Raw genomic sequence first — 23,407 nt, 5'->3', positions numbered from 1 at the left:
TTCGCTTTTCTGCTTCCATCACGCTCGTTTTTACTGTTTTGTCACACCTTCTTTTTCCAAGCATATTGATAACCTTTTCATTCCAATCAATATATAATAAAAATGTAAAGGTTAAAGGAGGTTTTGATTATGTCATTAAAACATGATTTGAAAAATATTGTAGTTAATGAAGAAGTTTCAGGACCATTTATTTCATTGTTTTTACCACTTTATCCTAGCAAAGACAATTTTAAATTTGATGACACCGAATTTAACAGTCTTCTTTCAAAAGCCAAAAAGCAATTTATTGCAAAATATGGCGAAAAGAACTGGTCAAAGTACGAAAAGAAAATTAAAGCAACACAAAACGATATTATCTTTGATTATGCTCAATCAAAGTCACTTGCGATCATTATTAGCAATGAAACAGCTTACCACTACTACCTTCCACGGAAAGTTGATCTCCAAGTTCGGGTAGCCGATAAACCATATATTTTACCAATTATTCGCGGATACGAATATATGCCAAGTTATAATATTGCAAAGATCACCCGTTCTTCATTTGAAATGTTTACCGTTAAAAATGGATTAGTTTCCCAAATAAATTTGAGTGATGACGCCCCGGTTTCAGCTGAACAAGCATTAAACATTGATACGCCTGATCAAAAGATTCGAATGGAGCAACGCGGCGGCGGTTCATATGACCAATTCAGAGGAACCGATGTTAAAGCAGAAGCTGAACAAGCAAACATGGATCAATACTTCAGAATGGTCGATGAATACATTACTAAACACATCAGCTTAAAGGACCACCTAAAAGTTGTTTTAATGGCAACTGAAGATGATGCGGGCGAATTCAAGAAGTTATCCCACAACCACTTCTTGGACAAGGAAGATACGTTGACAATTCCAGCAGTGATCAATCATGAAACGCTTGAAAAGGCAACGGCCAAAATTACCAAACGGTTCATTGATGAAAGCCGGGAAAAGATTGAAGATGCAATTGACCTTGCCCACTCAAAGAAGAGATACCTTGAAGGAATGAAGGACGTTCAAGCGGCAGCCGAAGAAGGCCGGCTTGATACGACCGTGATTGCACACGAACTTGCCGTTAACGAAACCGAAACCAACGAACAAGTTCAAGCAAATGAAATTGCAATCGACACGTTGGTATATGGCGGTCAAGTTGGCTTAGTTGATCCAGCTGTTATCAACGATCAGTCAATTGTGGGAATTCTTCGGGGAATTTAATTTAAAATCACGATAGTTAAAAAGAGGATGTGATCAAAATCACATCCTCTTTGTTATATCCGCATAATCGGGTTCCAAAACAAACGAGCTATGTGGAAGTTCGAAAAGTTCCGAATCTATGCTCCGCGATTCGTTCGCTTTTCTGCTTTCACCACGCTCGTTTTTAACGTTTTGTCACACCTTTCTACTCCGACCACTTATTCAGCGGAATCTTCGGTTTCACCCGGTTTCCTTGTTTTCGTTGGCTTTGACCCTGATGTCTGAACTTGGCCCGTTGACGCTGGACATCAACCGCTGTTTTGATACCCTTCTTTTCCCATGCAAGCAAAATTTTATCCATGTACTTTAAATTATAAACGCCGCTTAAAACGGCCTCTTTTAAGGCTAAAATGATAATCTCAGGTGAGTAATGATCCTCATTAAGCCAACTATCGATCATTTCCATATCAAATGAAGACAAGGGATGGCCAAATTCCTGCTCAATTCGAGCAAAGACATCATTGCGTGTTTGCTGATGAGCTTGAATTTGGTGTTCCTGGGTCTGATCGCGTAAAAGTTTAAGTGTCTTTTTATACAGTGGATCTAAGCTATATTGGTCTGAATTCCGTCCCTGATCGTCCACCACTGATGTCAAGCTGATAATTTCCTTTTCGATCAATCCGTGAAGCAATTGATAAATCTGAGCTTCATCCTTGCTCATGATTTGAGCAATCGTTTGAAGATCAAAGGCTTGGTTTCCATCCTTCAATGCAGCTTTAAGTTCAAGTAAAAAGACAAATTCTTCCGCGGTCATTCCGAGCTTGACGTAATTTTTCAAAATCAAATTTGGAATCATCGTACTTTCTGTCTGCAATAACTTCAATGCAATTGCGTCATCCATTCAAAATCCCTCCTCAATCATTCAGATAAGAAAAGAGGCTGAACATATCCAGCCTCTTTTTCAAGTCCCAATTTTACGGGTAAATCCGGTTTAACAAACGTGGGAATGGAATTGCTTCCCGAATGTGGTCTTCGCCTGTGATCCAAGTAACGGCCCGTTCAAGCCCAAGACCAAATCCTGAATGCGGAACACTTCCATAACGCCGTAAATCAAGATACCATTCGTAATCTTTCATGTTCAAACCGGCCTTTTCGATTTGTTCCTTCAAGTAATCCGTATCAGTTGCCCGTTCTGAACCTCCGATAATTTCACCATAGCCTTCAGGTGCTAATAAGTCTGCGCAAATAACAACATCATCCCGGGTTGGGTGTGGCTTCATGTAGAATGGCTTGATGGCCTTCGGATAGTTCATTACAAACACTGGCTTACTAAATTGTTCAGCCAAATATGTTTCTTCCGGTGAACCAAAGTCTGCTCCCCATTCAACATCTGGGAATTCACCTGAATCTTGCAACATCTTGATTGCTTCATCATATGAGATTCGTGGATATGGTAATTCGGTATACCGCTTCAAAACATCCTTATCACGGCCTAAAATATTCAATTCGTAATCACAGTGATCCAGGACATTTTGAACAAGGTATGCAATGTACCGTTCTTGAAGTTCAAGACTTTCTTCTTGGTGAGTAAATGCCATTTCAGGTTCGATCATCCAAAATTCGATCAAGTGTCGCCGGGTCTTTGACTTTTCAGCCCGGAATGTTGGTCCAAATGAGAAGACCTTGCCGTAAGCCATTGCGCCGGCTTCTTCATAAAGCTGACCAGATTGTGAAAGGTATGCATCCCGGTCAAAGTACTTCGTGTGGAATAATTCAGTTGTCCCTTCTGGTGCACTTCCGGTCAAGATTGGCGCATCAACCTTCATAAACCCTTCCTTGTTGAAGAATTCATATGTTGCCCGAATCATTTCGTTCCGGATCTTCATAATTGCGAATTGCCGACTTGAACGTAACCATAAGTGCCGGTGATCCATTAAGAAATCTGTTCCGTGTTCCTTTGGTGTGATTGGATAATCTTCACTTTCACCAACAATTTCAATATCTTCAACTTCAATTTCGTAACCAAAGTGTGACCGTGAGTCCTCATGGATCGTTCCGGTTACGTACATACTTGTTTCTTGCTTAACTTCCTTAGCAATCTTAAAAACTTCTTCAGAAACGTTGTTCTTTACAACTACTCCTTGGAAATATGCTGATCCATCTCGCAATTGTAAGAAAGCAATTTTCCCGCTTGAACGCTTATTTGTAAGCCAAACTCCGATTTTGACTTTTTCGTTTACGTGGTTCTTTGAATCAATAATACTGATCGTTTCCACAAGCCGTTCCTCCTCTAATCTTAATTGATAATCTCAAAAAAAGATTTACTTTTTTTAATTATAAACTATCTTCCGAAATGTGTCATTATCATTCGCTACATATTCGTGATATTTTGTAAGACTTGCCCGTCTTTAAATGCAACCTGGGCATAGCACAAATTACCTTGTTGATTTTCATAGGCCACTTCCCATAATGGTGTGCCTCCGTTTTTCATTCCAAAAACGGTTTTCACAATCTTTTGCGGTTGATACTTTTGATTAACGATTTTTTCAGCCGCTTTCTTTGTAATTCCCTTGTTTTTCTCGTAAATATTTACGCGATTGCCCTTCTTGGGAATTACAACGTACACATCTTGGTTATCATTGTTTTCGCCTTCAATTGTGTAATATGTACTGTTCCGGTTATAAATATAAAAGTTTTTAACACTATCAACCTTTGCATATTTCGCCGCCATCTGAAACGCTTCACTCTTCGCTTCACGGTACGGCAATTGGGCAACCATATAAAATCCCCAAATAATAATCAAAATCAAAGCAATGATTCCAATGATGATCATCCGTTTGATGCGCTTCGTTTTGCGTTGAACCCGTCCCATTCTGAGCCTCTTCTCTATTACATGTTATCAACTATTATAACAAAAAAATAACCTAACGTTTGGAATTAAAGAAATTTGTAATTTCAGCTGTCAGTTGTTCGCTCTCAATTACCTTGACCGGCATTCCCTGCGGAAAAGTATTCACAAACTGCTTTCCATAACTGCGGTTAACGATTCGCGAATCAAGCGTGATCACTAAGCCCCGGTCATGTTGTGTTCGAATCAAGCGGCCAACTCCCTGGGCAAACCGCATAACCGCTTCAGGAAGCGCAATGTCGTTGAACGCATTGCCACCGGCCCGTTCATCCCGCTGATACCGAATTTGGTTATACGGACTTTGAATCGCTTGAAATGGCAGTTTAGCAATCACAAGGGTTTCAAGCTGGTCAGCCGGTAAGTCGACCCCTTCCCAAAATGTCCCCGTTGCAAGCAACAATTGCGGTACATTTTGGACTGACTGAAACTTTTTCTTTAAACGTTCAGCGGTGCCCGTAACGTTTTGCGCCAAAATCTGCCATGGCTGCATCCGTTCATCATCGCGCAATTGGTCGTAAACTTTTTCAACCATTTCGTTTGAATTAAACAGAACCATTGTCTGCCGGTGTTGTGCTTGGCAAATCTGAATAATCTGATCACTTAAATAGTTTGCATATTCGTCAGCCGGAACTTGATTGACATCCGGGGCATCCTTAACCAGTAAGGCCTTCGCCTGATGCTCATAATCAAAAGCCGACTGATATTTGAAATGTTTGCTTTCAACCGCGCCAAGCTGATCAACGAAATACTGATACGTTTGCGAAGTAAAGTAGCTTCCACTAAAGAACAGTACCTGATTGAAAAACGAATAGACGTTAGTTTGCAAGAAATCTTGGGACTCCATCAACCCAAAGTGAAGCCTTAAGTGGGCGCCATCCTGGGCTTGCGGATAACTGAGCCACATCAGTAAACTGTCCGCCGTCTTTTCAAGGTTTTCCAACGCAAGCCGATCCCAGTTTTTTAACTTTGCAAGCAATTCATTACTGAGTTTAAAGTACGCTTTAAACAGATTAAATGACTGACTATCAAGGCGCTGTTGGTCAAGCAATTCAATAAAATGCCGGTAAAGTTTTGGATTTTTATTTTCCAAGAACCGAATTGCATTTTGCACCTTACGATATTGATTGACATGTTCCTTAACAAAGCCAAAAATCTTTTTAAACTGAATCGGAGTTTCCGTAATTTTGGCGATTCGTTGCAACTTCATGAACCGCTGCAGCATTGCATCGCGAAATTCAGGAATCGTATGGTCGATGACTTGAATTTTTTGGAGAATCTTCCGGTACTCAGCCTTAGTCAGCAGCCGCTGTTCGATCAAATTTGCAAATGAATATGAAACCTGCGACTCCATTTTGACAAGCAACGTATCAGCGAGAATTTTGACCGCATCAAGATCCATTACCTGGTTATTATTTTGCAACGTTGTCGTTACTAGCTGTTGGGCTTCATCGACGATCAAAGTTCGATGCTGATCTGCAAATTCCGCCGCATGCTTGATCAAATAAGCGTGATTCGTAATCACAAAATCCGCATTTTGCATCTCATCAGTTCGCCGCCGCATGAAATCATATTGGTAATACGGACTTTCCTGATTTAATCCCTGAACTCCATGATGAGTAATTTCATCAAATAACGGCAATTGCTGAACCGTAAAGTTCAATTCATCCAGATCACCCGTTTCAGTCTGAGTCAGCCACACTAATAACCGCATCTGAATCAATCGGGTATAATCATTCTGCGGCTGATCAAGCGTATGCGCAAACTTATCTAAGTCAATATAATGCTGACTACCCTTTAACGAAACGACGTTAACCTTAAATGGTAAAAACTGATCAAGCTGATTGATTTCCTGATCGATCAGCTGATTTTGAAGGGCATTCGTCGTTGTACTGATCAAAAAGCGATGGCCATACTGAAGCTCATGGGCTGCCGGCAACAAATATCCCAGCGTTTTCCCTGTTCCGGTCGGGGCTTCAAAAAAGGCTTGCGGCTGACCATGCCGCATCTGGGAAGCAACATCTTCCATCAATTTTAGCTGCTGCGGCCGCTTTTCATAGCTTGACGGCCACGCTTCAAGCAATGGTTGCTTCGATCGTCCCTGTAAATGATCGCTAAATTTGCGGGGGCGCCGGAAAGTAATTTTTCCGACTTGAATCAAATCAGCGTCATACTTCTTTGGCGCATTCCGGTTTCGCAGTTCATTTGAAAACAGCATTCCAGTTTCAAATAATAATGCATTCCCCATTGATTCAAGCTGTCGTAATAACGAATCCGGGAGTTGATGAATCTGATCCATTAGTTTGATCAACAACTCGGCCGTCACGACCGCATCACTATCCGCCTGATGGGGCCGTTCATGACTAATTTTCAAGGCTGCACTTAAATCCTGGAGCCGATACGATACCAGACACGGATATAAAATTTGACTAAGCTGAACGGTATCAACGCCCTTTAAGTCCAGTTCCGGATACCCGACCCGTTCAAGTTCGGCATTTAAAAAACGATAATCAAACTGAATGTTATGCGCTACAAAAACGGTATCCTGCAATAACGCATAGATCGTTCCCGCAACGTCATCAAAGAGCGGGGCGTGCCGCACATCCTTTTCATGAATTCCCGTTAGATTTTGAACATCTGCCGGAATGGCCATTAACGGATTAATTAATGTATTAAAAGTATTTACAATTTTGCGATTTTGAACGAGAACGCAGCTGAATTGAATGATTCGGTTCGTTCCGTCCATCTTCGTTCCGGTCGTTTCAAGATCAACAACCGCGAATGTTTGATTCTTTGCCATTCTTCCGTCATTCCTTTAATTTCTAACTTTGATTTTACAATAAACTACCGTTTAAACTCAAAATAAATTCCCGAATAGTTAAAATAACAAATTATTACTCATTGAGAGATCCTTTAATTAAAATTTCATTGGTCTATTCCCAATTAATACGGTATAATGAGCGTTGAATTAATATGTGTTTATACTGACAATTTCAAAAAGGTAATATGTTCTTTTTGAACTTCTCAAATCCATTTTGAAAGGATCTTTACCTTGGTAAGTAGTAATCCAGCTCATGGAAAGAGCAACGCAAAAATTATTCTGATTGGCGAACATGCCGTTGTTTATGGTCAACCGGCAATTGCCCTTCCACTTACAACCGTCAATGTTAAAGTAACGGTTGAAGACGCCGAAACCGAAAGTACGATCAACAGCAGTTACTTCACGGGAAAGTTAGCTGATTTTCCGGTTTCAGGAATCAAACATTTAATTAACTATTTAATCGATAAAAATGAAATTGAAAATCCATTAAGTATTACGATCAAAAGCGATCTCCCTGCTGAACGCGGAATGGGTTCATCAGCAGCGGTTGCGGTTGCTTTGATCCGGGCATTTTACACATATTTAGGCAAGCCATTAACCAAGACCCGGTTACTGAACCTTGCAAATATTTCAGAAAAAGATACCCACAAAAATCCAAGCGGGTTAGATGCCGCAACCTGTGCAAGCGAACAACCGATTTGGATGGTTCGCAACCAGGAATTAAAGACTTTTCCAATTAAGACACATGGGTACCTTGTAATTGCCGACAGCGGAATTAAAGGCAAAACAAGTCAAGCAATTGCCGTTGTTAAGGAACGGTTAATGCATAACCCGGATGAAACCCAGAAATTGATCTCTGATTTAGGGCAACTTGCTTTTAATGCAAAAGACGCCCTTGCATCAGATGATATTGAAAAACTCGGCGAGATCTTTAATGCTGCGCAGACCATTTTGCGCCAGTTAGGCGTCAGTTGCGCGCAACTTGATGATTTGATCGCTCTCAGCTTAAAGAACGGTTCGCTCGGCAGTAAATTAACCGGTGGCGGTAAAGGCGGATGCTTCATTTGCCTTACGAAATCAATTGGCGATGCCAGCGGCCTTTCGCAAGCCCTTTTAAACGCTGGCGCAACCCAAACGTGGATCGAACCTTTACTTAAGGAGGGCGTTCATGAATAATTCACCAATTACTGCCCGTGCACATACCAATATTGCATTGATCAAGTATTGGGGAAAAAAGGATGTTGATTTGATCATCCCGCAAAACAGTTCGCTCTCACTTACCCTTGACCACTTTTATACCGATACAACGGTCAAGTTTGATGAAGGATTAGCGCAAGATGTTTTTACCCTTAACGGCGAACCTGCTGAAAATCCAAAGGTCAACCATTTTATGGACCTTGTTCGCAAACTTGCAGGAATTCAAACTTTTGCGCGAATCGATTCGATCAATCATGTTCCTTCAGCTGCGGGACTTGCATCTTCGGCATCGGCCTTTGCTGCCCTTGCCGCTGCTGCCAGTAAGGCTGCAGGATTGGATTTGAGCAGAAAAGATCTTTCGCGCCTTGCACGTCGCGGATCAGGCTCTGCCAGCCGGTCGATCTATGGCGGATTTGTCGAATGGCAACAAGGCCAAGATGATCAAACATCCTATGCCGTCCCAGTTGAAGAACACCTTGATTGGTCGATTGGGATGTTGGTTGGCATCGTCAACTCCGGGCAAAAGAAAATCTCTTCCCGGGCCGGAATGCAGACCGTCGTTGAGACTTCCCCGTATTATCAGGGATGGATCCAATCAACAACCGAAGATTTAAAATCGATTAAAAAGGCAATTCAAAACCGTGATTTTCAAAAAGTTGGTGAAATCACTGAAAGCAACGCGCTTAAAATGCATGCATTAAATTTAAGTGCCCAACCGCACTTTAACTACTTTGAACCAATGAGCTTAGCAATCATGCAAGAAGTCGAACGGATTCGTGAAGAAGAACACATTCCGTGTTACTACACCCTTGATGCGGGTCCAAACGTTAAAATTTTATGTATGCAAACGGATGCCCCTGCTATTCAGCGGATTTTAGCTTCAAAATTTGACCAAATCACGTTTGAATTTGCTAAACCAGGAGAAGGAGCTCGCTTTATCGAAGCATAAGGAGGTAACTAAGTGGTTAACGTCAAAGTTCCCGGAAAACTTTATCTTGCTGGTGAATATGCCGTCGTTGAACCTGGAACCCCAGCCGTGATCGTTGCAGTGGATCGGTTTGTCCACCTCAAAATTACATCGGCAACCGCGACCGGGACCATTTACTCGCATCAGTATCAAACCGTGCCGGTTAAATGGCACCGAACAGCCCACCACCAAATTCAACTTGAAGACGAAGTTCAACTTGAATTTGTGCTTGAAGCAATTCGCTTAACTGAACGGTATGCTACTGAATGCGGCCATCAACTTCAATTTTTCAACCTTGAAATCGATAGCGAGCTTGATAGTCCTGATGGCAAAAAATTTGGTCTTGGCTCATCGGCGGCTGTAACCGTTGGCGTTGTGAAGGCGATTGCTGCTTTCTATCACCTTCACCTGACAGCTATGGAAATATATAAACTTGCCGCCCTTGCGCACTATAATGTTCAAGGCAATGGCTCCCTGGGAGATATTGCGGCCAGTGCATTTACTGGATGGATTGCCTATTATTCGCCTGACCGGAATTGGTTACTTGATCAGCCACAAACGCCACTCAAGCCGTTAATTGCAGCTGATTGGCCGGAGTTAAAAATTCAGCCGCTTACTCCCCCAACGACCGCCGATTTGATTGTCGGATGGACGGGCGCTCCCGCCTCAACCAAACACCTTGTTGCTGAAGTTAAACGGCGCAGTCATTTGAAGTATGATACGTTTGTTGTTCAAAGTGCGCAATGCGTTGAAAAGTTAATTCAGGCAATCAAAAATGACAATTTTGAGGAAATGACCGCTGCGATTACCCGCAACCAGAAACTTTTAAATGAATTAAGTGAAATTAGCCACGTCGAATTGGAAACTCCCCGGCTCAAAGAATTGATCGAGCTTGTTGTTCGCTTTGGCGGAAGCGGCAAAATGTCCGGGGCTGGCGGTGGCGATTGTGGAATTGGATTCGTTAAACATGGATCAAATTACCAGCAGATTTTTGAACAATGGCGGCAGGCCCAAATCTTGCCGTTACAGTTATCGACGTACACAAATAATGAGGAATAATAATGGATATTCAAGCACATCGCAAAGACGAGCATGTTTTTATTGCTGAAAAACTTTATCAGTCGGAAAATCGAAATCGTTTAGATGAAGTCCGATTGTTATTTAAAAATATTCCTGAAATTTCGAAAAACGAAATTTCATTAACAACAACCATCATGGGATATCAAGTTGATAGTCCCTTTTTTATTAATGCAATTACCGGCGGCAGTTCGCAAACTGACAAGCTTAATTTTCAGCTTGCCCAAGTGGCTAACCAATGCCACGTCCCCTTTGTGACCGGTTCGGTGAGCGTTGCCTTAAAGGATCCGGCAAATGCTGACGGTTTCAAGCAGTTGCACCAATTAACGCAAGATACCCTGCTTTTCACCAATTTGGGAGCTGGGAATGATCTTGCAACGGCAAAACAAGCGCTTGAACTGACTCAAGCAGATGGACTGCAGATCCACCTTAACGTTGCTCAAGAATTAGTAATGCCTGAAGGCGACCGAATTTTTTACTGGAAAGACCAGCTTCAAAATATCAGCGATCATCTTGAAAAACCACTAATGGTCAAAGGCGTTGGTCAAGGACTTACTCCTGAAACCGTCAAAATGCTTGCTGAAATGGGGATTCAAAACGTTGATCTTGCTGGCAAAGGCGGAACGAACTTTGTCGCAATTGAAAATGAACGCCGGCATGACGCTGATTATTCATTTCTAAATGACATTGGTCTTAGTCTGGCTGAATGTCTTCTTGGTGCGCAGCCGCTTCGCGATCAAATTTCAATTACTGCATCCGGTGGCATCCGAAATGCCCTCGAAATCGTAAAAAGTCTTGTTCTTGGAGCGGACTCAGTTGGCATTTCCGGAATGTTCCTTCACACCTTGATCAAAAACGGCCCTGAAGGATTAGTTGACCTAATTACCACGTTGCAAAGTCAGATCAAAGACTTAATGGTGATGCTCGGTTGCCGCACGATTCCAGAACTGCATCAGGTTCGTTACCTGCTAAGTCCTGCATTGATTAGTGATCAAAAACAATTAAATGAGTAAAAAAACAGGTTGAGCCAAGCCCAACCTGTTTTCTTATTCTCACATTATCAGATTGCTAATTCAAAAACCGTAATCCCTTTGGAATAAAGTTTTTAACCGTTGTCCCCACAACTTTTCCAAAGGCAAAGCCAACTCCTTCACATGTTAAAAGCGTCCATCCGTTTGAAGCAGAATTCGAAAGCGTCACGGTTTCGCCATGCATGTATTTTTCCCACTGATCCAGTGAAAGTTCAACTTTCGCCGTTCCTTCATCCGGATTTAAAGTCAACGCTAAATTATAGCTGGGTTCAAACCGTTTCTTTTTGAATTCTCCAAGATACAATCCTGGCCGCATGTATTTCATTGCAAAAATATCCGGCCAATCACGATCAAAGTAGTACAAATGATTATTAAACACCTTAAAGTTTGACCGCTTAACATCTGCCCATTCATCCGTAATATGATTGATTGTTTGCTGCCAAAGCGCGAATTGATCAGATGTTAATTGCGATTGATTTTGCTTCTTATTCTTCTTTTTAGTTTTAACTTTTCCTGGTTTACCATTGAGGTGTAATTTCGCAACGAACTGGCCTTCACCCTTAAAATGATGTGGCATCAGCCGAACCGTTTTTGTAAGTTCTGGGTTACCATCCGCAAAGTCTGGCCACCCAGCATCCATTCCCTCAAATTTCGGAATTTCAACCAATTCAAGGTCCGGATAAGTGGTCAACAACCAACTGACGATCTGTTCATCTTCTTCGGGTGAAAATGTACAGGTCGAATAAATCAACTCCCCACCCGGTTTAAGGGTTTGAATCGCATCGGCCAAAATCTTGCGTTGCCGCGCAGCACATTCTGTCGGGTAATCGCGGTGCCAGTATTTGATTGCGCTATGGTCTTTGCGGAACATCCCTTCCCCAGAACACGGCGCGTCGACGACCACCTTATCAAACCGCTGCTTAAGATTCTGTGCAAGGTGGGATGGATCTTCATTCAAAATAATAACGTTTTTAGCCCCAAAACGTTCAAGGTTTTCCACTAAAATCGAAGCGCGCTTATGGTTGATCTCATTACTTACCAACAAACCTTGATTATTTAGTTGTTGAGCAATGTGGGTCGACTTTCCCCCAGGAGCGGCACAAAGATCTAACACCGTTTCGCCAGGTTGTACATCCACGACCTGTCCGACGTACATTGCACTAATATCCTGACTGTACACGTATCCTGCTTGATGGGCCAACGAACGGCCACTGACCGTGCCATAATATCCATCCTTAATGAACGGAATGGGATGCGAAGTATCAATTTGAAGGTGATCAGCATGCGGTTTAAGCGAATTGATGCGAAAACCTTTTTGGACATCTTCATCAAGGCTTTTGAAAAATGCTTCGGCTTCATCGCCAAGTAACGTTTGATATTTTTCAATAAAATCTTGCGGTAACTTTAACATAAAAATAGGGACGGATAACTTCGTCCCTGCTCCTTTCTAAAAATTAAAGGTTAATCTTCAATTTCTTAACATCATGTTTGATTACAAAGTAGAACAACAGAATTGCTACAATGTACAAGATGACAATAAACGGAATCAATTGAGCATAGGTACTCAACGTAAAGACGACCGTCCCAATCAATGTGCCGACGATCATTCCAACCCCGTTATAAATGGTAAATGAACGCCATTCTTGGAAAACAACGCGCCGTTTATCATTTGAAGCAAATAATTCGGCTTGGAAATCTTTCCGGGTTGCAATTGACCATAAGAATGCCCCACCAAGGGTCCCAATTACAATCGCAATCAAGCCCATCAAGTGAGCAAAGTGATTGGAGATCCAAGAACCGCTTTGGGCAAGGGTATTTTGATGAACAACCCGCTTTACGCTGGCTGCATTAAAGGTCTTTTTCAATAAACTAGTCGAAAATGATTTGCGCCCATCGATCTTAATAATGAAATCATTTGAGTTCAAATTCTCCATGATGTCACGTCCACCAGCAATGAAAATTTGATTATCAAGCTTTGAATGGGCCCGATTTTCGCCCATGATCCCTAATACCGGAATATAGTGATTTCCATAATGCAGGTAGGCTTGATCTTTTGGCTTATAAAGTTTCTTCTTTAAATTTTGACCAACGACCGCAACGTTGACGATCGAGTCAAAGTCGTTTTTAGAAAAGAATTCGCCTGAAACCATTGGTGGAACTGGGAAGTTTCCCTTTCCATAGAAGTATGTAATGTTCTTATCTTTCTTTGATTGAAAGTGGACCTGAACATTATCGATTTCGGAACTATCATCCAGTTCCTTGGTAAACTTACTTAACTTTTCATTTTGCCGCAGGTTGATTTGGTACGCTTCCGCTGTTAAATTACGATTATCCAATTGCAAAATCAAATCCCGCTGGTTGATCTTTGAAAAAATAAACACACAGAGAAATGAAAGCAATGCGGTGTACAAAATTGTTAAAAAATTCTTTTTTGCCACTAAATGTCATTCCTAACTAATTCAAATTAAAATTTACTTTGCAAAATATTCAGCAAATTTATCGGCCATTTCAACGGTCGTTTCATATGATACTTTATGCCCTGCTCCAGGGGTCGTAGTCATTGTAACATTTTTCGCAAAGTCTTTTCCTTGAATTTCATCAAAGAATTTCTTCGTTAAGCTGTATGGCACCATGTCATCAGCTGTCCCGTGCCAGAAATGCAATGGCCGGCCCGCAATCTTTTCACGATTCAATGACATATCAATTTGATTTAATCCGGCTAACTGTTCGTGAATGTATTCTTGCGGAACATCTTCAATTCCCGGTAAATTGTCAACTAAAATTTTCGCAAACGCAACCGGGTTCGGGGTGCCTTCGAGGCAAACCGCATTCTTGATCCACGGATAAACCGTAAATAAGGCACAAACGGTAATCCCACCCATTGAAAGACCGCCGACCGCAACGTTATCGCCGTCAATTAATCCTTGATCAGCGTATAACTTGACGAATTTTGGAAATTCTTCAATTGACTTTTCGATAATTTGCCAAAATTGCAACTGGTGATTTTCAGCGGGACCATCTGCTCGTTCACCGTGGAACAAGGCATCCGGCATTACGACCCGAAAGCCCTTCTTCGCAATTTCATATCCTTGGGTAAGGTTATTTTCTTTTCGTCCTGTCCATCCATGATAAAAAACAATCAACGGAAGTGATTGGTCTTTTTTATCTTCCTCAATTAACTCCAAATAAGGCAATCCTTGACACTCTTTATGAATAATTGAAATCATAATCATGCTCCTTCCATATTGATCGTATAAGTAAGATTATAACGCTAAATCATGATGAAAACCTAGTAATTATATTGACTTTGTGGTAGTTTTAAATTAATTCGACTTTTAATTACTTTAAGGAGGGAAATTTTTAATGGATCAGAAATTAATTGCCTTAGATCTTGACGGAACGACCTTGAATTCCGAATCACAATTAAGTTCCAAAACAAAGGAAGTTCTTCAAAAGGCTCAAGATGCTGGGCATATCGTTGCGTTAGTTACCGGTCGGCCCAACCGCAATTCCGTTAACTACTATGATGAATTAGGATTAAAAACACCAATGATCAATTTCAACGGTTCACTGGGGCATATTCCACATCACCACTGGGATAAAGAATATGAACTAACCTTTAACCGTAAAATTGCATTTGACATTTTACATGAAAAAGAGAATCTCGGAATTAAAATTATTGCTGCTGAAGGAAAGGACCTTGCGCTTGCAGACGTTCCCAATAACGTCCTTGATGGTTATTTCCCAACTGCATTAAAATCAACCGAAGTTTTAAATCAAATGAACTTACAACGTGATCCAACATCAATGATGTTACTGGTTGATCCTAATAAAAAGGACAACATCGTTCATCAACTTGAATCCAGCTTCGGTGATCGAATCACGGTCGGCGTTTGGGGCGGCCCGAATCCAATCCTTGAATTATCACCGCGCGGAATCAACAAGACTTACGGAGTACGTTACTTAGCAAACTACTTTAACATTGATCGGCAAAACGTGATTGCATTCGGTGATGAACACAACGACGCCGAAATGTTAACGTATGCCGGTTGGGGCGTCGCCATGAAGAATGGAACGGACAAGATCCGCAGCCTTGCAAATGACGTTACGCCGCTTGATAACGTGCACGACGGTATGGCCTACTACCTTGAAGATTATTTGAATTTAGCTTAATAAAAATGGATGACTGAGATTGCAGTCATCCATTTCTTATTATTATTTTTCGTCACTCTTCAAAACGCCCGCAACTGCATAACGGTCTTTGCGCATTTCATCTAAAATAACGTGAACGTGTTCTGCCGGTGCCCCGGTATTCTTAGTAACAGCATCAGTAATATCAGCTACAAGCTGCTTAAGTTGTTCTTGTGAACGTCCTTCGATCAATTCAACGTGAACTAATGGCATGCCAACCTCTCCTTTCGCCTTTTAATCATCATTCATCGTAACTAATCAAATCTCAAAAGTCAATTTGAGATTTGTGCTATAATTAGCTTGACTAACAAAAAGTAAGCTGATATATTATTGATAACATCATTTTATGGACAAATAACTTATAATTATGATGATTATTGCAGAAAGGAATTGATTCACATGACAAAGAAACCAATTATTGGAATTTCAGGAAGCATTATCGTTGATTCGGGAGCTCCGTTTCCAGGCTATCACCGGTCATATGTAAATGACGACTACATTGATTCGGTGATTCAAGCCGGCGGAATTCCGTTTATCATTCCTTTTAATACTGACAAGGAAGTTATTAAGGACGAAATTGCGCACCTCGATGGAATCATTTTGAGCGGCGGTCACGATGTTGATCCGTTGAACTATCACCAAGAACCGCGTCAAAAACTGGGAACAACATTTCCTGAACGCGACGTTTTTGACTTTTCATTAATCAAATATGCCGAGGAAAAAAAGATTCCGGTATTGGGAATTTGTCGGGGATTTCAAGTCCTGAATGCATATTATGGCGGAACAATCCTTCAAGATTTAAGCTACGCTGATCATGAATTGCTGCGGCATGCTCAACCGGCTGATCCAACGACCCGGACCCATTCATTAAAGGTTAACGAAAACACGCTTTTCGCTCAACTATTTAACGATTCTCAAATTCGGGTAAACTCATTCCACCATCAAGTCATCGACCAGGTTGCAGATGACTTTGAGGTCGGGCTGGTTGCTCCTGATGGCGTTGTTGAGGGATTTCAAAATATGAAGTCGCCGAACTTTGAATTCGGAGTTCAATTTCACCCTGAAATGCTTCACCGCTTTGATCCAAATGCACAAATAATTTTTAAGACCCTGATTGACCACGCAAAGAGAGTTGATTAATTATATGAAAACTAAAAATAAAATGGGACTTTTAAGCATCATCCTGCTTGGAGTAAATGCCATTATCGGTTCCGGAATCTTTTTACTTCCCAACAAGGCATATTCCCTTGTTGGAACGTCCAGTTTATTCGTTTTTCTTTTTGATGCCGTCCTTGTGATCACGATTGCCCTTTGCTTTGCCGAAGCTGCCGGACTATTTAAAGAAAATGGCGGTCCGTACGTTTACGCCAAAGAAGCCTTTGGTGACTTTGTCGGTTTTGAAGTCGGCTTTATCAAATGGATCATTAGTATGATTGCTTGGGCGACAATGGCAAATGGTTTTGCAACAGCTTTAGGCCAAATTTTTCCAGCATTGAATCATCGGCCAGCTCAGGTTGCCGTCATGACCGTAATCATCGTCGGGCTTTCGGTCATTAACCTTTTAGGAGTCAAATGGTCAAAGGTTGTTAATAATTTTGCAACAATTGGCAAATTGATTCCGCTGATTATTTTCATCATTGCTGGAGTCTTCTTTATTAAAGGGGAAAACTTCCATCCAGTTGTTTCACCAAAATTATCATCCACCTCATTCGGGGCGGCTGCCTTATTGATTTTCTATGCTTTTACCGGCTTTGAATCAATTGCCGTTGCTGCGGAAGATATGGATAATCCGCAAAAGAAATTGCCACGAGCCATTCTCCTTGTAATGACCATCGTTTCAATCTTTTACATTTTGATTCAGGTCGTTTCAATCGGTGTTTTAGGTTCGCATCTTGCTGCCGCAACTACCCCTGTTCAAGCAGCAATGACTGAATTTATGGGAAATGGCGGATTGATCATTGTTGCTGCCGGCGAATTGATCTCAATTGGCGGAATCAACATTGCTTCGTCATTTATCACCCCACGCTCGGCAGTTGCCTTAGCGGACGACGGCTTGTTACCGCAATTCATGAAAAAACGGGCCCAAAATAATGCACCGGTTTGGGCAATTATTATTACAGGATTAATCACATTGCCGATCGCCCTTTCAGGTTCATTTACAACGTTGGCCGCGATCAGCGTTGTTTCCCGGTTTGCCCAATACTTGCCAACTTGCTTATCAATTTTGATTTTCCGGAAAACGAAAAAAGACGTTGACCGGCCATTCAAAATTCCGTTTGGTCCTGTTATCCCAATCATCGCAATTTTAGTAAGTCTTTGGTTACTTTCAAAGGCGACCTTGCAGAATCTGATCTGGGGATTCGGCGGCCTGATCATCGCCGTTCCGTTTTATTTCATTATGCGCAAGTTAAATACACGGAAAACACGTTAGAATTTGAAGAAGGATGTGCCATTGTCACACCTTCTTTTTTATTAAAAGCAAATTTTAAATTTAATTAAAAGCTTGATATAATTAGAGTAAGAATATTAACTGAAATGAGGCCTTAAGATGTTTAGTAATCGCCAAACTCTCTCTGCATGTACAAGTATTTTAGTTGGGAAAAAGGCAACCGCAGACGGCTCAACCATGATTGGGCGAAACGAAGATTGCCGTAGTGCATGGCCAAAGCATATGACCGTTCACCCTCACCAAGAAGGAATTGAAAATAATCATTATTCATCTCCTGACAAAGATAATGATTTTGAAATCGACCTTCCATCAACTAGTTTCAAATACACCGCTACGCCTGAATGGACTGATGAATTTGGAACCTTTGAAGAAGATGGAATCAATGAATTCAACGTTGCAATGAGCGCGACCGAAAGTGCATACGCTAATCGCCGGGTTCTTGGATACGATCCGCTCCTTAAAAGTGGAATTGCTGAAGAAGCAATGATCAACGTTGTCCTCCCATTTATTAAATCTGCTCGCGAAGGGGTTGAACGGCTCGGTCAAATCGTTTCTGAACATGGTGCCGCTGAAGCAAATGGCGTCCTCTTCTCGGATGAAAATGAAGTTTGGTACTTTGAAATCGGATCAGGCCACTATTGGGTTGCCCAACAAATTCCGGCCGACTCTTATGCAGTTGTTGCTAATCAACTTGCAATTCAAGAAGTTGATTTCAGTGATCATGAGAATTTCATTACGGCACCTGGAATTCGGGACTTTGTTCAAGAACATCATTTAAACCCGGCTAAAACCGGCTTTAACTTCCGCAACATTTTTGGAACGCATTCACTTTCAGATGAGATTTATAACACGCCGCGGGTTTGGGATGGTCAACGGTTATTGAATCCTGAAATTCACCAAGAACCAATGGATGAAAACCTGCCATTTATCCGCAAAGCCAACCGGTTGCTTCACCGCGACGACGTTGAAGCGGTTCTTGCTTCGCACTTTAAGGGAACTGAATATGATCCAATCGGAAACGGTCCGGAAGAATCAAAGAAGAAATTCAGACCAATTAGTTTGGCTAAAACCCAAGAATCACACATTCTTCAAATTCGGTCAAACGTTCCTGAAACGCTCAAGGGAATCCACTGGCTTGCATTGGGAGTAACTGCTCAAAGTTCATTCGTTCCGTTCTACGCCAGCGCAACGGATGTTCACCCAGCATACAAGGTTGGAACAAAGGATTACTCCCCTGACTCAGCTTACTGGATCTATAAGATTGTAAGTGTTCTCGTTGATCCGCACTATCTTGAATTTGGCAAAATGCTTGCTGATACCCAAGATGATTTATATGCTCAATTTACTCATTTGATTGAAGAAACTGACCACTATGCTACCGAATTATCAGGTGATGCTCAAATTGACTATCTCACAAAGCAAAGCATTCACTTCCAACAAGTTGGAATTGATCGCATGCAAGCTTTAACAAGCAAATTAGTCACCGCCGCAACTGATATGTCACCATTGAACTTCAAGACTGACATGAATCTTTAAAAAGGAGAGTAAAACTTCAAATGAAAATTACTCAAATCAGCAATAACCGCGGGATCATCATCAAATCCTCAATCAAAAAGGTCATTATTGATGGTGATGTGGAAAATGCCAGTGCGTTTAAAGATGTTGTAATTACCCATCTTTCAGCGAACACTTTAAATATTATTGAAAGTAACTCTTCGCCCTACCGAAGAATCAACGTTAGCTTTGATCTGATGCAGTTGCTGCAAAAACTCTGGCGGAATGGTCTGTTAAAGCGTCCCGAAGTAATGCCCAAGTTTCGCATTTTACCAACAAATTATCCGTCAGTTCTTGGACTCGAATTTCGCATCACCCCGTTTGATAACGATGATGGATTAACCGGTTCATTTGCAATCTTGATTGAAGACATGAATACTGGTGAAAAATTGGGATACGTCCCGAACTTCATTACTCAGGGGCAGCATCGCAACCGAATTAAAAAATGGAAAAAGCATTTGCGCGACAGTAAATTAAATCAATTAATCATGTTTAACACGAACGTTGATCCGGACGGAAAACAAGTCAGTTATTCAGAAAAAGAATTTAAAAAACAGTTAACTGAAAAAATCAAAAAACATGATAATGATTGGCTTCAAAATCAATTAATGCCGTTTAATCCGGCGCGGCTACTGACGATCAACCAGCTGGCAGCCGAAAATAATAATCCAATCATCTGGTTGCCGGCGTATGCTCGTCTTCTTCACTATTACTACCCTGATGAAGATTGGTTATATCAGTCAGACCAGTTAACCGATGATTTGAAAGAGTTCTTTGAAAACGCCCATCACATTGTCGCTACTAACCAACAAGATTCAGATGGCATTCTTCAATCAAAGTCAATCATTCCACTTAATCAGCGTTTAAGCGAATATGCTGCGCAATTTAAACATACCCTTCCGCAAAATGATTTAACGGAAATTATGCAAATTATCGGTGCTCAAGAAACATATTTAATTTAAAAATAAGAAGGTGTGACAAAACGTTAAAAACGAGCGTGGTGGAAGCAGAAAAACGAACGAATCGCGCAGCAAAGATTCGGAGATTTTCGAATTAGCTTCGCGTTACCACACAGCTCGTTTGTTTTAGAACCCGATTATGCAGTATAGCAACGAGGTTGCGGCTTGTGTCACAACCTCGTTTTTGAATATAAAAAAAGAGGTTGGAAGATCCAACCTCTCAAGGTAAGTGTAAAATTGAAAAAAAGCTACTGCAAAACTTTTCTTCATTAAAAGCATACCAAAGCAAATTATTAAATCAATTAAATTATTTTTAGGCTTTATCTGAATATAATTCGATATTTAACTTAATTGTTCCGTTAAAATCGGATTAATATTACCTTCCAATGAGAATCTTTAATAAATAATCGAATAAATATTAAAATTATAAAATGATTATTTTAACGTTGACTAACAATTAAAATTTGTTTAATATTGTATCAAACAATGCTATTCATTTGTTTTACGTCCCAAACTTGATGACGTTAAAAGCAAGAAATCAGGGGAGGTTTGATTCATGCCAAAAAACATTTTAAAAAAAGTTATCGGTTCAATTTCGATTTGCATCGTTATCATGGCCGTTAATCGGTGGTGTAATGATTAACTTCAATTAAGAAAGACGCGGACTGGATTTTTACCAAGTTCGCGTTTTTCTATAATTAGAGTTTCTAACGTTGCTTTCATGCAAAGCAAAAAAGCCCTATCCCCTTCAAATCAAGGGATAGGACTTGCAAATTAAACTAATTATTTGATTTGACTCATTATCTATATTCGATTTTCAATATCATTCAACAACCTCTCAGAACGTTGTCATTTAAGCAATTCTGGCGATTATTTTTCATGTTAATGTCAATATATTATCATTAAAAAGCCATTAAATTTTATCGCTTGGCACACTTTTGGCACACTAAATTACAAAATAAAACCCACTGGCTTTTTAGGGGTCACCAGTGGGAACTTGGGTAAGTCAACGGCCAAATACTTCAAGGGTGTAAGTTAGTTGGCCGTAAAGTGTAAGGATTGAAAGCAAAAAAGACTTCGCTTTCGCTAAGCAGTATATATATATATATATATGTCAATGATTTTTTTATTAAATTTTTAATAGATAATATTCGTATAACAAAAAAAGCTCCCACCGCTAATGCAGTGAGAGCTTATTCATTAATTCGATATTCTTCTAATATGATAACGTTTCTCCAACGAAAATCAAATTGGCGTTGTTAATTCCGTTCTTATTGACCAAGTACGAAACCGAAACACCTAACTTACGAGCAATGCCGATCAATGTATCGCCTGAATGTACGGTGTAAGTCCGACTTGAATATGTCCGGCGTGTTCCGTATTCTTCTCCACCCATGCGACCCATGGCAATATAGTGATATTGGCCTGAATAGCTCATATAGCGAGCCCAAGCATAACCGCCACGAATATAAACGTGGTCATAAATTAAACTTTCGCCCGGTGCGTATGAGCCGACAACAGCAGCCGAAGTGCTTGGAGCTGTCCGAATGTTTAGCGTGGTATTCGTTGTGAACGTGCCACGTTGTGCATAATCTTCATTCGATGAACCGCCGTCAGCCGTCATGTTGCTGTTGCTTGCTGGCTTGTTTGTTGCATGTTGCGTGTCAACGTGGTGTGTGTCAGCATTGCTAATAACAGCATTCTTATTCAAGCCACCGGTATAGTAGTTATCGTAAAGCTGACTAGCGTCAAAATTGCCATAGCTATCTTTGAAATGTTGCTTGTCCGTGAATTGCCAAGCATGACCTTTCGTATACCGGTCAACTGTTAAGTTGTAAGGATAGTTTGCTATCCAACCGATATATTTCCACGGAATAACACTATCGCCCCATGAACTCATGCTATAAACGTCAAAGCGATAGCCGCCAGCTTCAACAATCTGCTTCATGGCTTCAATTGCTAAGCTGTTGATGTACGTTCCTAAGCCACGCTGCTGACTTGCTTCAATGTCGGCACATAATACGGCATTGGTTGGCAAACCGTCATTTCGTGCAACTTGTACCGCATATTCCGCTTCTGCTTTGGCTTGTGCTACATTCGTATAGCGGCAAAAATAATATCCGTTGATATATAAGCCTGCTTGCTGTGCTGTGCGAATGTTCCCGGCTGCGTAAGGGTCTGCGTAATAGTTGCCCTCACTGATTTTGGTCGTGATTGCTTTCACGCCGTAATCGTTCCGCATGCTCAAGAATTCGCCTAAGCTAAAGCTCCCATTGTGGTTTGATAAGTCAACCATATCCGTTCGTGCGGCTTCTACTTTCTGTTGGCTAACTGTTGCCACCATTCCACCGATTGTCAGTCCTACCATTAAGGCAGCACCGGCAATCAATTTACTTTTCTTCATTGGCGTTATCCCCTTTCTCTGTTGCTTGACCTGTTCCATGGTCGTAATCGTCTTGCAACTTAGCAAGATGATTTTTTAAAAAAGACGGAATGGGAACGCCCATTTCGCCTAAGTTTTCAACGATTGAAACGCAATAGATAACAACATAGAACGCAATCAAACAAATCATTTGGTCGTGAAAGCCCATTGCACTTGCAATCGGAAAGAGCGTCAAAACAATCAGAATGACGCACCCGTGAGTGATTAAGCCTTTCAACCCTTTGCTTGAAATTGTCATGTTGTTGGTTTTCTTAGCAACCAGCGATTTCGCGATTCCGGTAACAATATCCGCCACGACAGCCCAAGTGAATATCACGATAACCGGTTCGTCAATCATGTGATCGAGATAGCTAAGAACAAGATAGTGGAAATGCTCCACTACTTAGCAGTTCCTGTCGTGTTGCTGCCTTGTGTTGGTGTAGCCGTTGTTAAAGCTGTGTACTTAGCCAGCTTTTCACGCCCTAATTCTTGAACTTGCTTCCGGTTCAAGTCGTCTAAGGTGTCAACACCTTGTGGTAAGTCGTCAGGAGTTACAACCATGGTTGCACTGATAAAGTTTGAGCCTTCATTTCCTGAAAATGAGATGTTGATTGATGATGTGTTG

The 23,407-nt window shown here is 41.2% G+C and carries 21 protein-coding genes; 10 read left to right on the top strand and 11 right to left on the bottom strand.

The window, feature by feature from the left end; all coding sequences use genetic code 11:
• The first annotated feature begins 129 nt into the window (after positions 1-129).
• Positions 130-1,230, top strand: coding sequence for a baeRF6 domain-containing protein (locus tag FC33_RS03905; RefSeq protein ID WP_057827317.1), 1,101 nt, complete (start codon positions 130-132; stop codon positions 1,228-1,230).
• A gap of 184 nt (positions 1,231-1,414) precedes the next feature.
• Here FC33_RS03905 and FC33_RS03900 read toward each other — a convergent pair whose 3' ends face one another.
• The 4 genes from FC33_RS03900 to FC33_RS03885 form a co-directional block, all read right to left on the bottom strand.
• On the bottom strand, positions 1,415-2,110 hold the full coding sequence (locus FC33_RS03900; protein ID WP_057827316.1) for a DnaD domain protein: 696 nt from the start codon (positions 2,108-2,110) through the stop codon (positions 1,415-1,417).
• 73 nt (positions 2,111-2,183) lie between these two features.
• The gene (asnS, locus tag FC33_RS03895; RefSeq protein WP_057827315.1) at positions 2,184-3,485 is read right to left on the bottom strand and encodes an asparagine--tRNA ligase; all 1,302 of its coding nucleotides are present in this window, start codon (positions 3,483-3,485) and stop codon (positions 2,184-2,186) included.
• 95 nt (positions 3,486-3,580) lie between these two features.
• Complete coding sequence (locus tag FC33_RS03890; RefSeq protein WP_057827314.1) at positions 3,581-4,081, bottom strand: cell wall elongation regulator TseB-like domain-containing protein; 501 nt, start codon at positions 4,079-4,081, stop codon at positions 3,581-3,583.
• Between the two features lie 52 nt (positions 4,082-4,133).
• Entirely contained in the window at positions 4,134-6,914 is a 2,781-nt protein-coding gene (locus FC33_RS03885; protein WP_057827313.1) for a helicase C-terminal domain-containing protein, read from the bottom strand.
• A 252-nt stretch (positions 6,915-7,166) separates the two neighbouring features.
• Between FC33_RS03885 and mvk the strand changes: the two genes are divergently transcribed.
• Genes mvk through fni form a run of 4 tightly spaced genes read left to right on the top strand, consistent with a single transcriptional unit; the run spans position 7,167 to position 11,189 of the window.
• The gene (mvk, locus tag FC33_RS03880; protein ID WP_057827312.1) at positions 7,167-8,111 is read left to right on the top strand and encodes a mevalonate kinase; all 945 of its coding nucleotides are present in this window, start codon (positions 7,167-7,169) and stop codon (positions 8,109-8,111) included.
• A complete protein-coding gene (gene mvaD / locus FC33_RS03875; protein WP_057827311.1) occupies positions 8,104-9,081 on the top strand; it encodes a diphosphomevalonate decarboxylase in 978 nt (325 codons plus the stop codon). The genes mvk and mvaD overlap by 8 nt, the downstream gene beginning before the upstream one ends.
• Positions 9,082-9,093: 12 nt before the next feature.
• The gene (locus FC33_RS03870) at positions 9,094-10,158 is read left to right on the top strand and encodes a phosphomevalonate kinase (RefSeq protein WP_057827310.1); all 1,065 of its coding nucleotides are present in this window, start codon (positions 9,094-9,096) and stop codon (positions 10,156-10,158) included.
• Between the two features lie 2 nt (positions 10,159-10,160).
• A complete protein-coding gene (fni, locus tag FC33_RS03865) occupies positions 10,161-11,189 on the top strand; it encodes a type 2 isopentenyl-diphosphate Delta-isomerase (RefSeq protein WP_057827309.1) in 1,029 nt (342 codons plus the stop codon).
• A gap of 55 nt (positions 11,190-11,244) precedes the next feature.
• Here fni and FC33_RS03860 read toward each other — a convergent pair whose 3' ends face one another.
• Genes FC33_RS03860 through FC33_RS03850 form a run of 3 tightly spaced genes read right to left on the bottom strand, consistent with a single transcriptional unit; the run spans position 11,245 to position 14,434 of the window.
• Positions 11,245-12,618, bottom strand: a complete 1,374-nt coding sequence (locus FC33_RS03860; RefSeq protein ID WP_057827308.1) for an RsmB/NOP family class I SAM-dependent RNA methyltransferase — start codon at positions 12,616-12,618, stop codon at positions 11,245-11,247.
• Positions 12,619-12,661: 43 nt separating this feature from the next.
• Positions 12,662-13,645: a hypothetical protein gene (locus FC33_RS03855; protein ID WP_057827307.1), complete on the bottom strand. Its 984-nt coding sequence runs from the start codon at positions 13,643-13,645 to the stop codon at positions 12,662-12,664.
• A gap of 33 nt (positions 13,646-13,678) precedes the next feature.
• On the bottom strand, positions 13,679-14,434 hold the full coding sequence (locus tag FC33_RS03850; RefSeq protein WP_057827306.1) for an alpha/beta fold hydrolase: 756 nt from the start codon (positions 14,432-14,434) through the stop codon (positions 13,679-13,681).
• 136 nt (positions 14,435-14,570) lie between these two features.
• On the opposite strand from FC33_RS03850, the gene FC33_RS03845 reads away from it, so the two are divergent.
• Positions 14,571-15,380 (top strand): Cof-type HAD-IIB family hydrolase, encoded by an 810-nt coding sequence (locus FC33_RS03845; protein WP_057827305.1) that lies wholly within the window; start codon positions 14,571-14,573, stop codon positions 15,378-15,380.
• A 42-nt stretch (positions 15,381-15,422) separates the two neighbouring features.
• Here the strand turns inward: FC33_RS03845 and FC33_RS03840 are convergent, their stop codons facing one another.
• Complete coding sequence (locus FC33_RS03840; protein WP_057827304.1) at positions 15,423-15,611, bottom strand: 2-hydroxymuconate tautomerase; 189 nt, start codon at positions 15,609-15,611, stop codon at positions 15,423-15,425.
• 186 nt (positions 15,612-15,797) lie between these two features.
• Between FC33_RS03840 and FC33_RS03835 the strand changes: the two genes are divergently transcribed.
• The 4 genes from FC33_RS03835 to FC33_RS03820 all read left to right on the top strand — a co-directional run bounded on the left by FC33_RS03835 (position 15,798) and on the right by FC33_RS03820 (position 20,363).
• Positions 15,798-16,538, top strand: coding sequence for a gamma-glutamyl-gamma-aminobutyrate hydrolase family protein (locus tag FC33_RS03835; protein ID WP_057827303.1), 741 nt, complete (start codon positions 15,798-15,800; stop codon positions 16,536-16,538).
• A 22-nt stretch (positions 16,539-16,560) separates the two neighbouring features.
• Positions 16,561-17,829, top strand: a complete 1,269-nt coding sequence (locus FC33_RS03830) for an APC family permease (protein WP_235803888.1) — start codon at positions 16,561-16,563, stop codon at positions 17,827-17,829.
• Between the two features lie 117 nt (positions 17,830-17,946).
• Entirely contained in the window at positions 17,947-19,383 is a 1,437-nt protein-coding gene (locus FC33_RS03825; protein WP_057827301.1) for a C69 family dipeptidase, read from the top strand.
• Between the two features lie 20 nt (positions 19,384-19,403).
• Positions 19,404-20,363, top strand: a complete 960-nt coding sequence (locus FC33_RS03820; protein WP_057827300.1) for a hypothetical protein — start codon at positions 19,404-19,406, stop codon at positions 20,361-20,363.
• A gap of 1,213 nt (positions 20,364-21,576) precedes the next feature.
• Here FC33_RS03820 and FC33_RS03815 read toward each other — a convergent pair.
• From FC33_RS03815 to FC33_RS08285, 3 genes are all read right to left on the bottom strand, one after another.
• Positions 21,577-22,764: a GH25 family lysozyme gene (locus FC33_RS03815; RefSeq protein WP_057827299.1), complete on the bottom strand. Its 1,188-nt coding sequence runs from the start codon at positions 22,762-22,764 to the stop codon at positions 21,577-21,579.
• Positions 22,751-23,182 carry a phage holin family protein gene (locus tag FC33_RS03810; protein WP_268888906.1) on the bottom strand — a complete coding sequence of 144 codons (432 nt, stop codon included), beginning with the start codon at positions 23,180-23,182 and terminating at the stop codon, positions 22,751-22,753. The genes FC33_RS03815 and FC33_RS03810 overlap by 14 nt, the downstream gene beginning before the upstream one ends.
• Positions 23,182-23,407, bottom strand: a 226-nt coding sequence (locus FC33_RS08285; protein ID WP_162257617.1) for a hypothetical protein, incomplete at its 5' end; no start/stop codon positions are given. The genes FC33_RS08285 and FC33_RS03810, both read right to left, overlap by 1 nt.

The organism is Ligilactobacillus aviarius subsp. aviarius DSM 20655, from assembly GCF_001436315.1.
Lineage (GTDB): Bacteria > Bacillota > Bacilli > Lactobacillales > Lactobacillaceae > Ligilactobacillus > Ligilactobacillus aviarius.
Note: the sequence above shows the minus strand (reverse complement) of the source record. Positions and strands in the feature narration are given on the sequence as shown.

What these genes read in the sequence shown, in the direction of transcription:
- FC33_RS03905 (WP_057827317.1), top strand. Translation starts at nt 130, where the DNA reads ATGTCATTAAAACATGATTTGAAAAATATTGTAGTTAATGAAGAAGTT.
- FC33_RS03900 (WP_057827316.1), bottom strand. Translation starts at nt 2,110, where the DNA reads ATGGATGACGCAATTGCATTGAAGTTATTGCAGACAGAAAGTACGATG.
- FC33_RS03890 (WP_057827314.1), bottom strand. Translation starts at nt 4,081, where the DNA reads ATGGGACGGGTTCAACGCAAAACGAAGCGCATCAAACGGATGATCATC.
- FC33_RS03885 (WP_057827313.1), bottom strand. Translation starts at nt 6,914, where the DNA reads ATGGCAAAGAATCAAACATTCGCGGTTGTTGATCTTGAAACGACCGGA.
- mvaD (WP_057827311.1), top strand. Translation starts at nt 8,104, where the DNA reads ATGAATAATTCACCAATTACTGCCCGTGCACATACCAATATTGCATTG.
- fni (WP_057827309.1), top strand. Translation starts at nt 10,161, where the DNA reads ATGGATATTCAAGCACATCGCAAAGACGAGCATGTTTTTATTGCTGAA.
- FC33_RS03860 (WP_057827308.1), bottom strand. Translation starts at nt 12,618, where the DNA reads ATGTTAAAGTTACCGCAAGATTTTATTGAAAAATATCAAACGTTACTT.
- FC33_RS03850 (WP_057827306.1), bottom strand. Translation starts at nt 14,434, where the DNA reads ATGATTTCAATTATTCATAAAGAGTGTCAAGGATTGCCTTATTTGGAG.
- FC33_RS03845 (WP_057827305.1), top strand. Translation starts at nt 14,571, where the DNA reads ATGGATCAGAAATTAATTGCCTTAGATCTTGACGGAACGACCTTGAAT.
- FC33_RS03840 (WP_057827304.1), bottom strand. Translation starts at nt 15,611, where the DNA reads ATGCCATTAGTTCACGTTGAATTGATCGAAGGACGTTCACAAGAACAA.
- FC33_RS03835 (WP_057827303.1), top strand. Translation starts at nt 15,798, where the DNA reads ATGACAAAGAAACCAATTATTGGAATTTCAGGAAGCATTATCGTTGAT.
- FC33_RS03830 (WP_235803888.1), top strand. Translation starts at nt 16,561, where the DNA reads ATGGGACTTTTAAGCATCATCCTGCTTGGAGTAAATGCCATTATCGGT.
- FC33_RS03825 (WP_057827301.1), top strand. Translation starts at nt 17,947, where the DNA reads ATGTTTAGTAATCGCCAAACTCTCTCTGCATGTACAAGTATTTTAGTT.
- FC33_RS03820 (WP_057827300.1), top strand. Translation starts at nt 19,404, where the DNA reads ATGAAAATTACTCAAATCAGCAATAACCGCGGGATCATCATCAAATCC.
- FC33_RS03815 (WP_057827299.1), bottom strand. Translation starts at nt 22,764, where the DNA reads ATGAAGAAAAGTAAATTGATTGCCGGTGCTGCCTTAATGGTAGGACTG.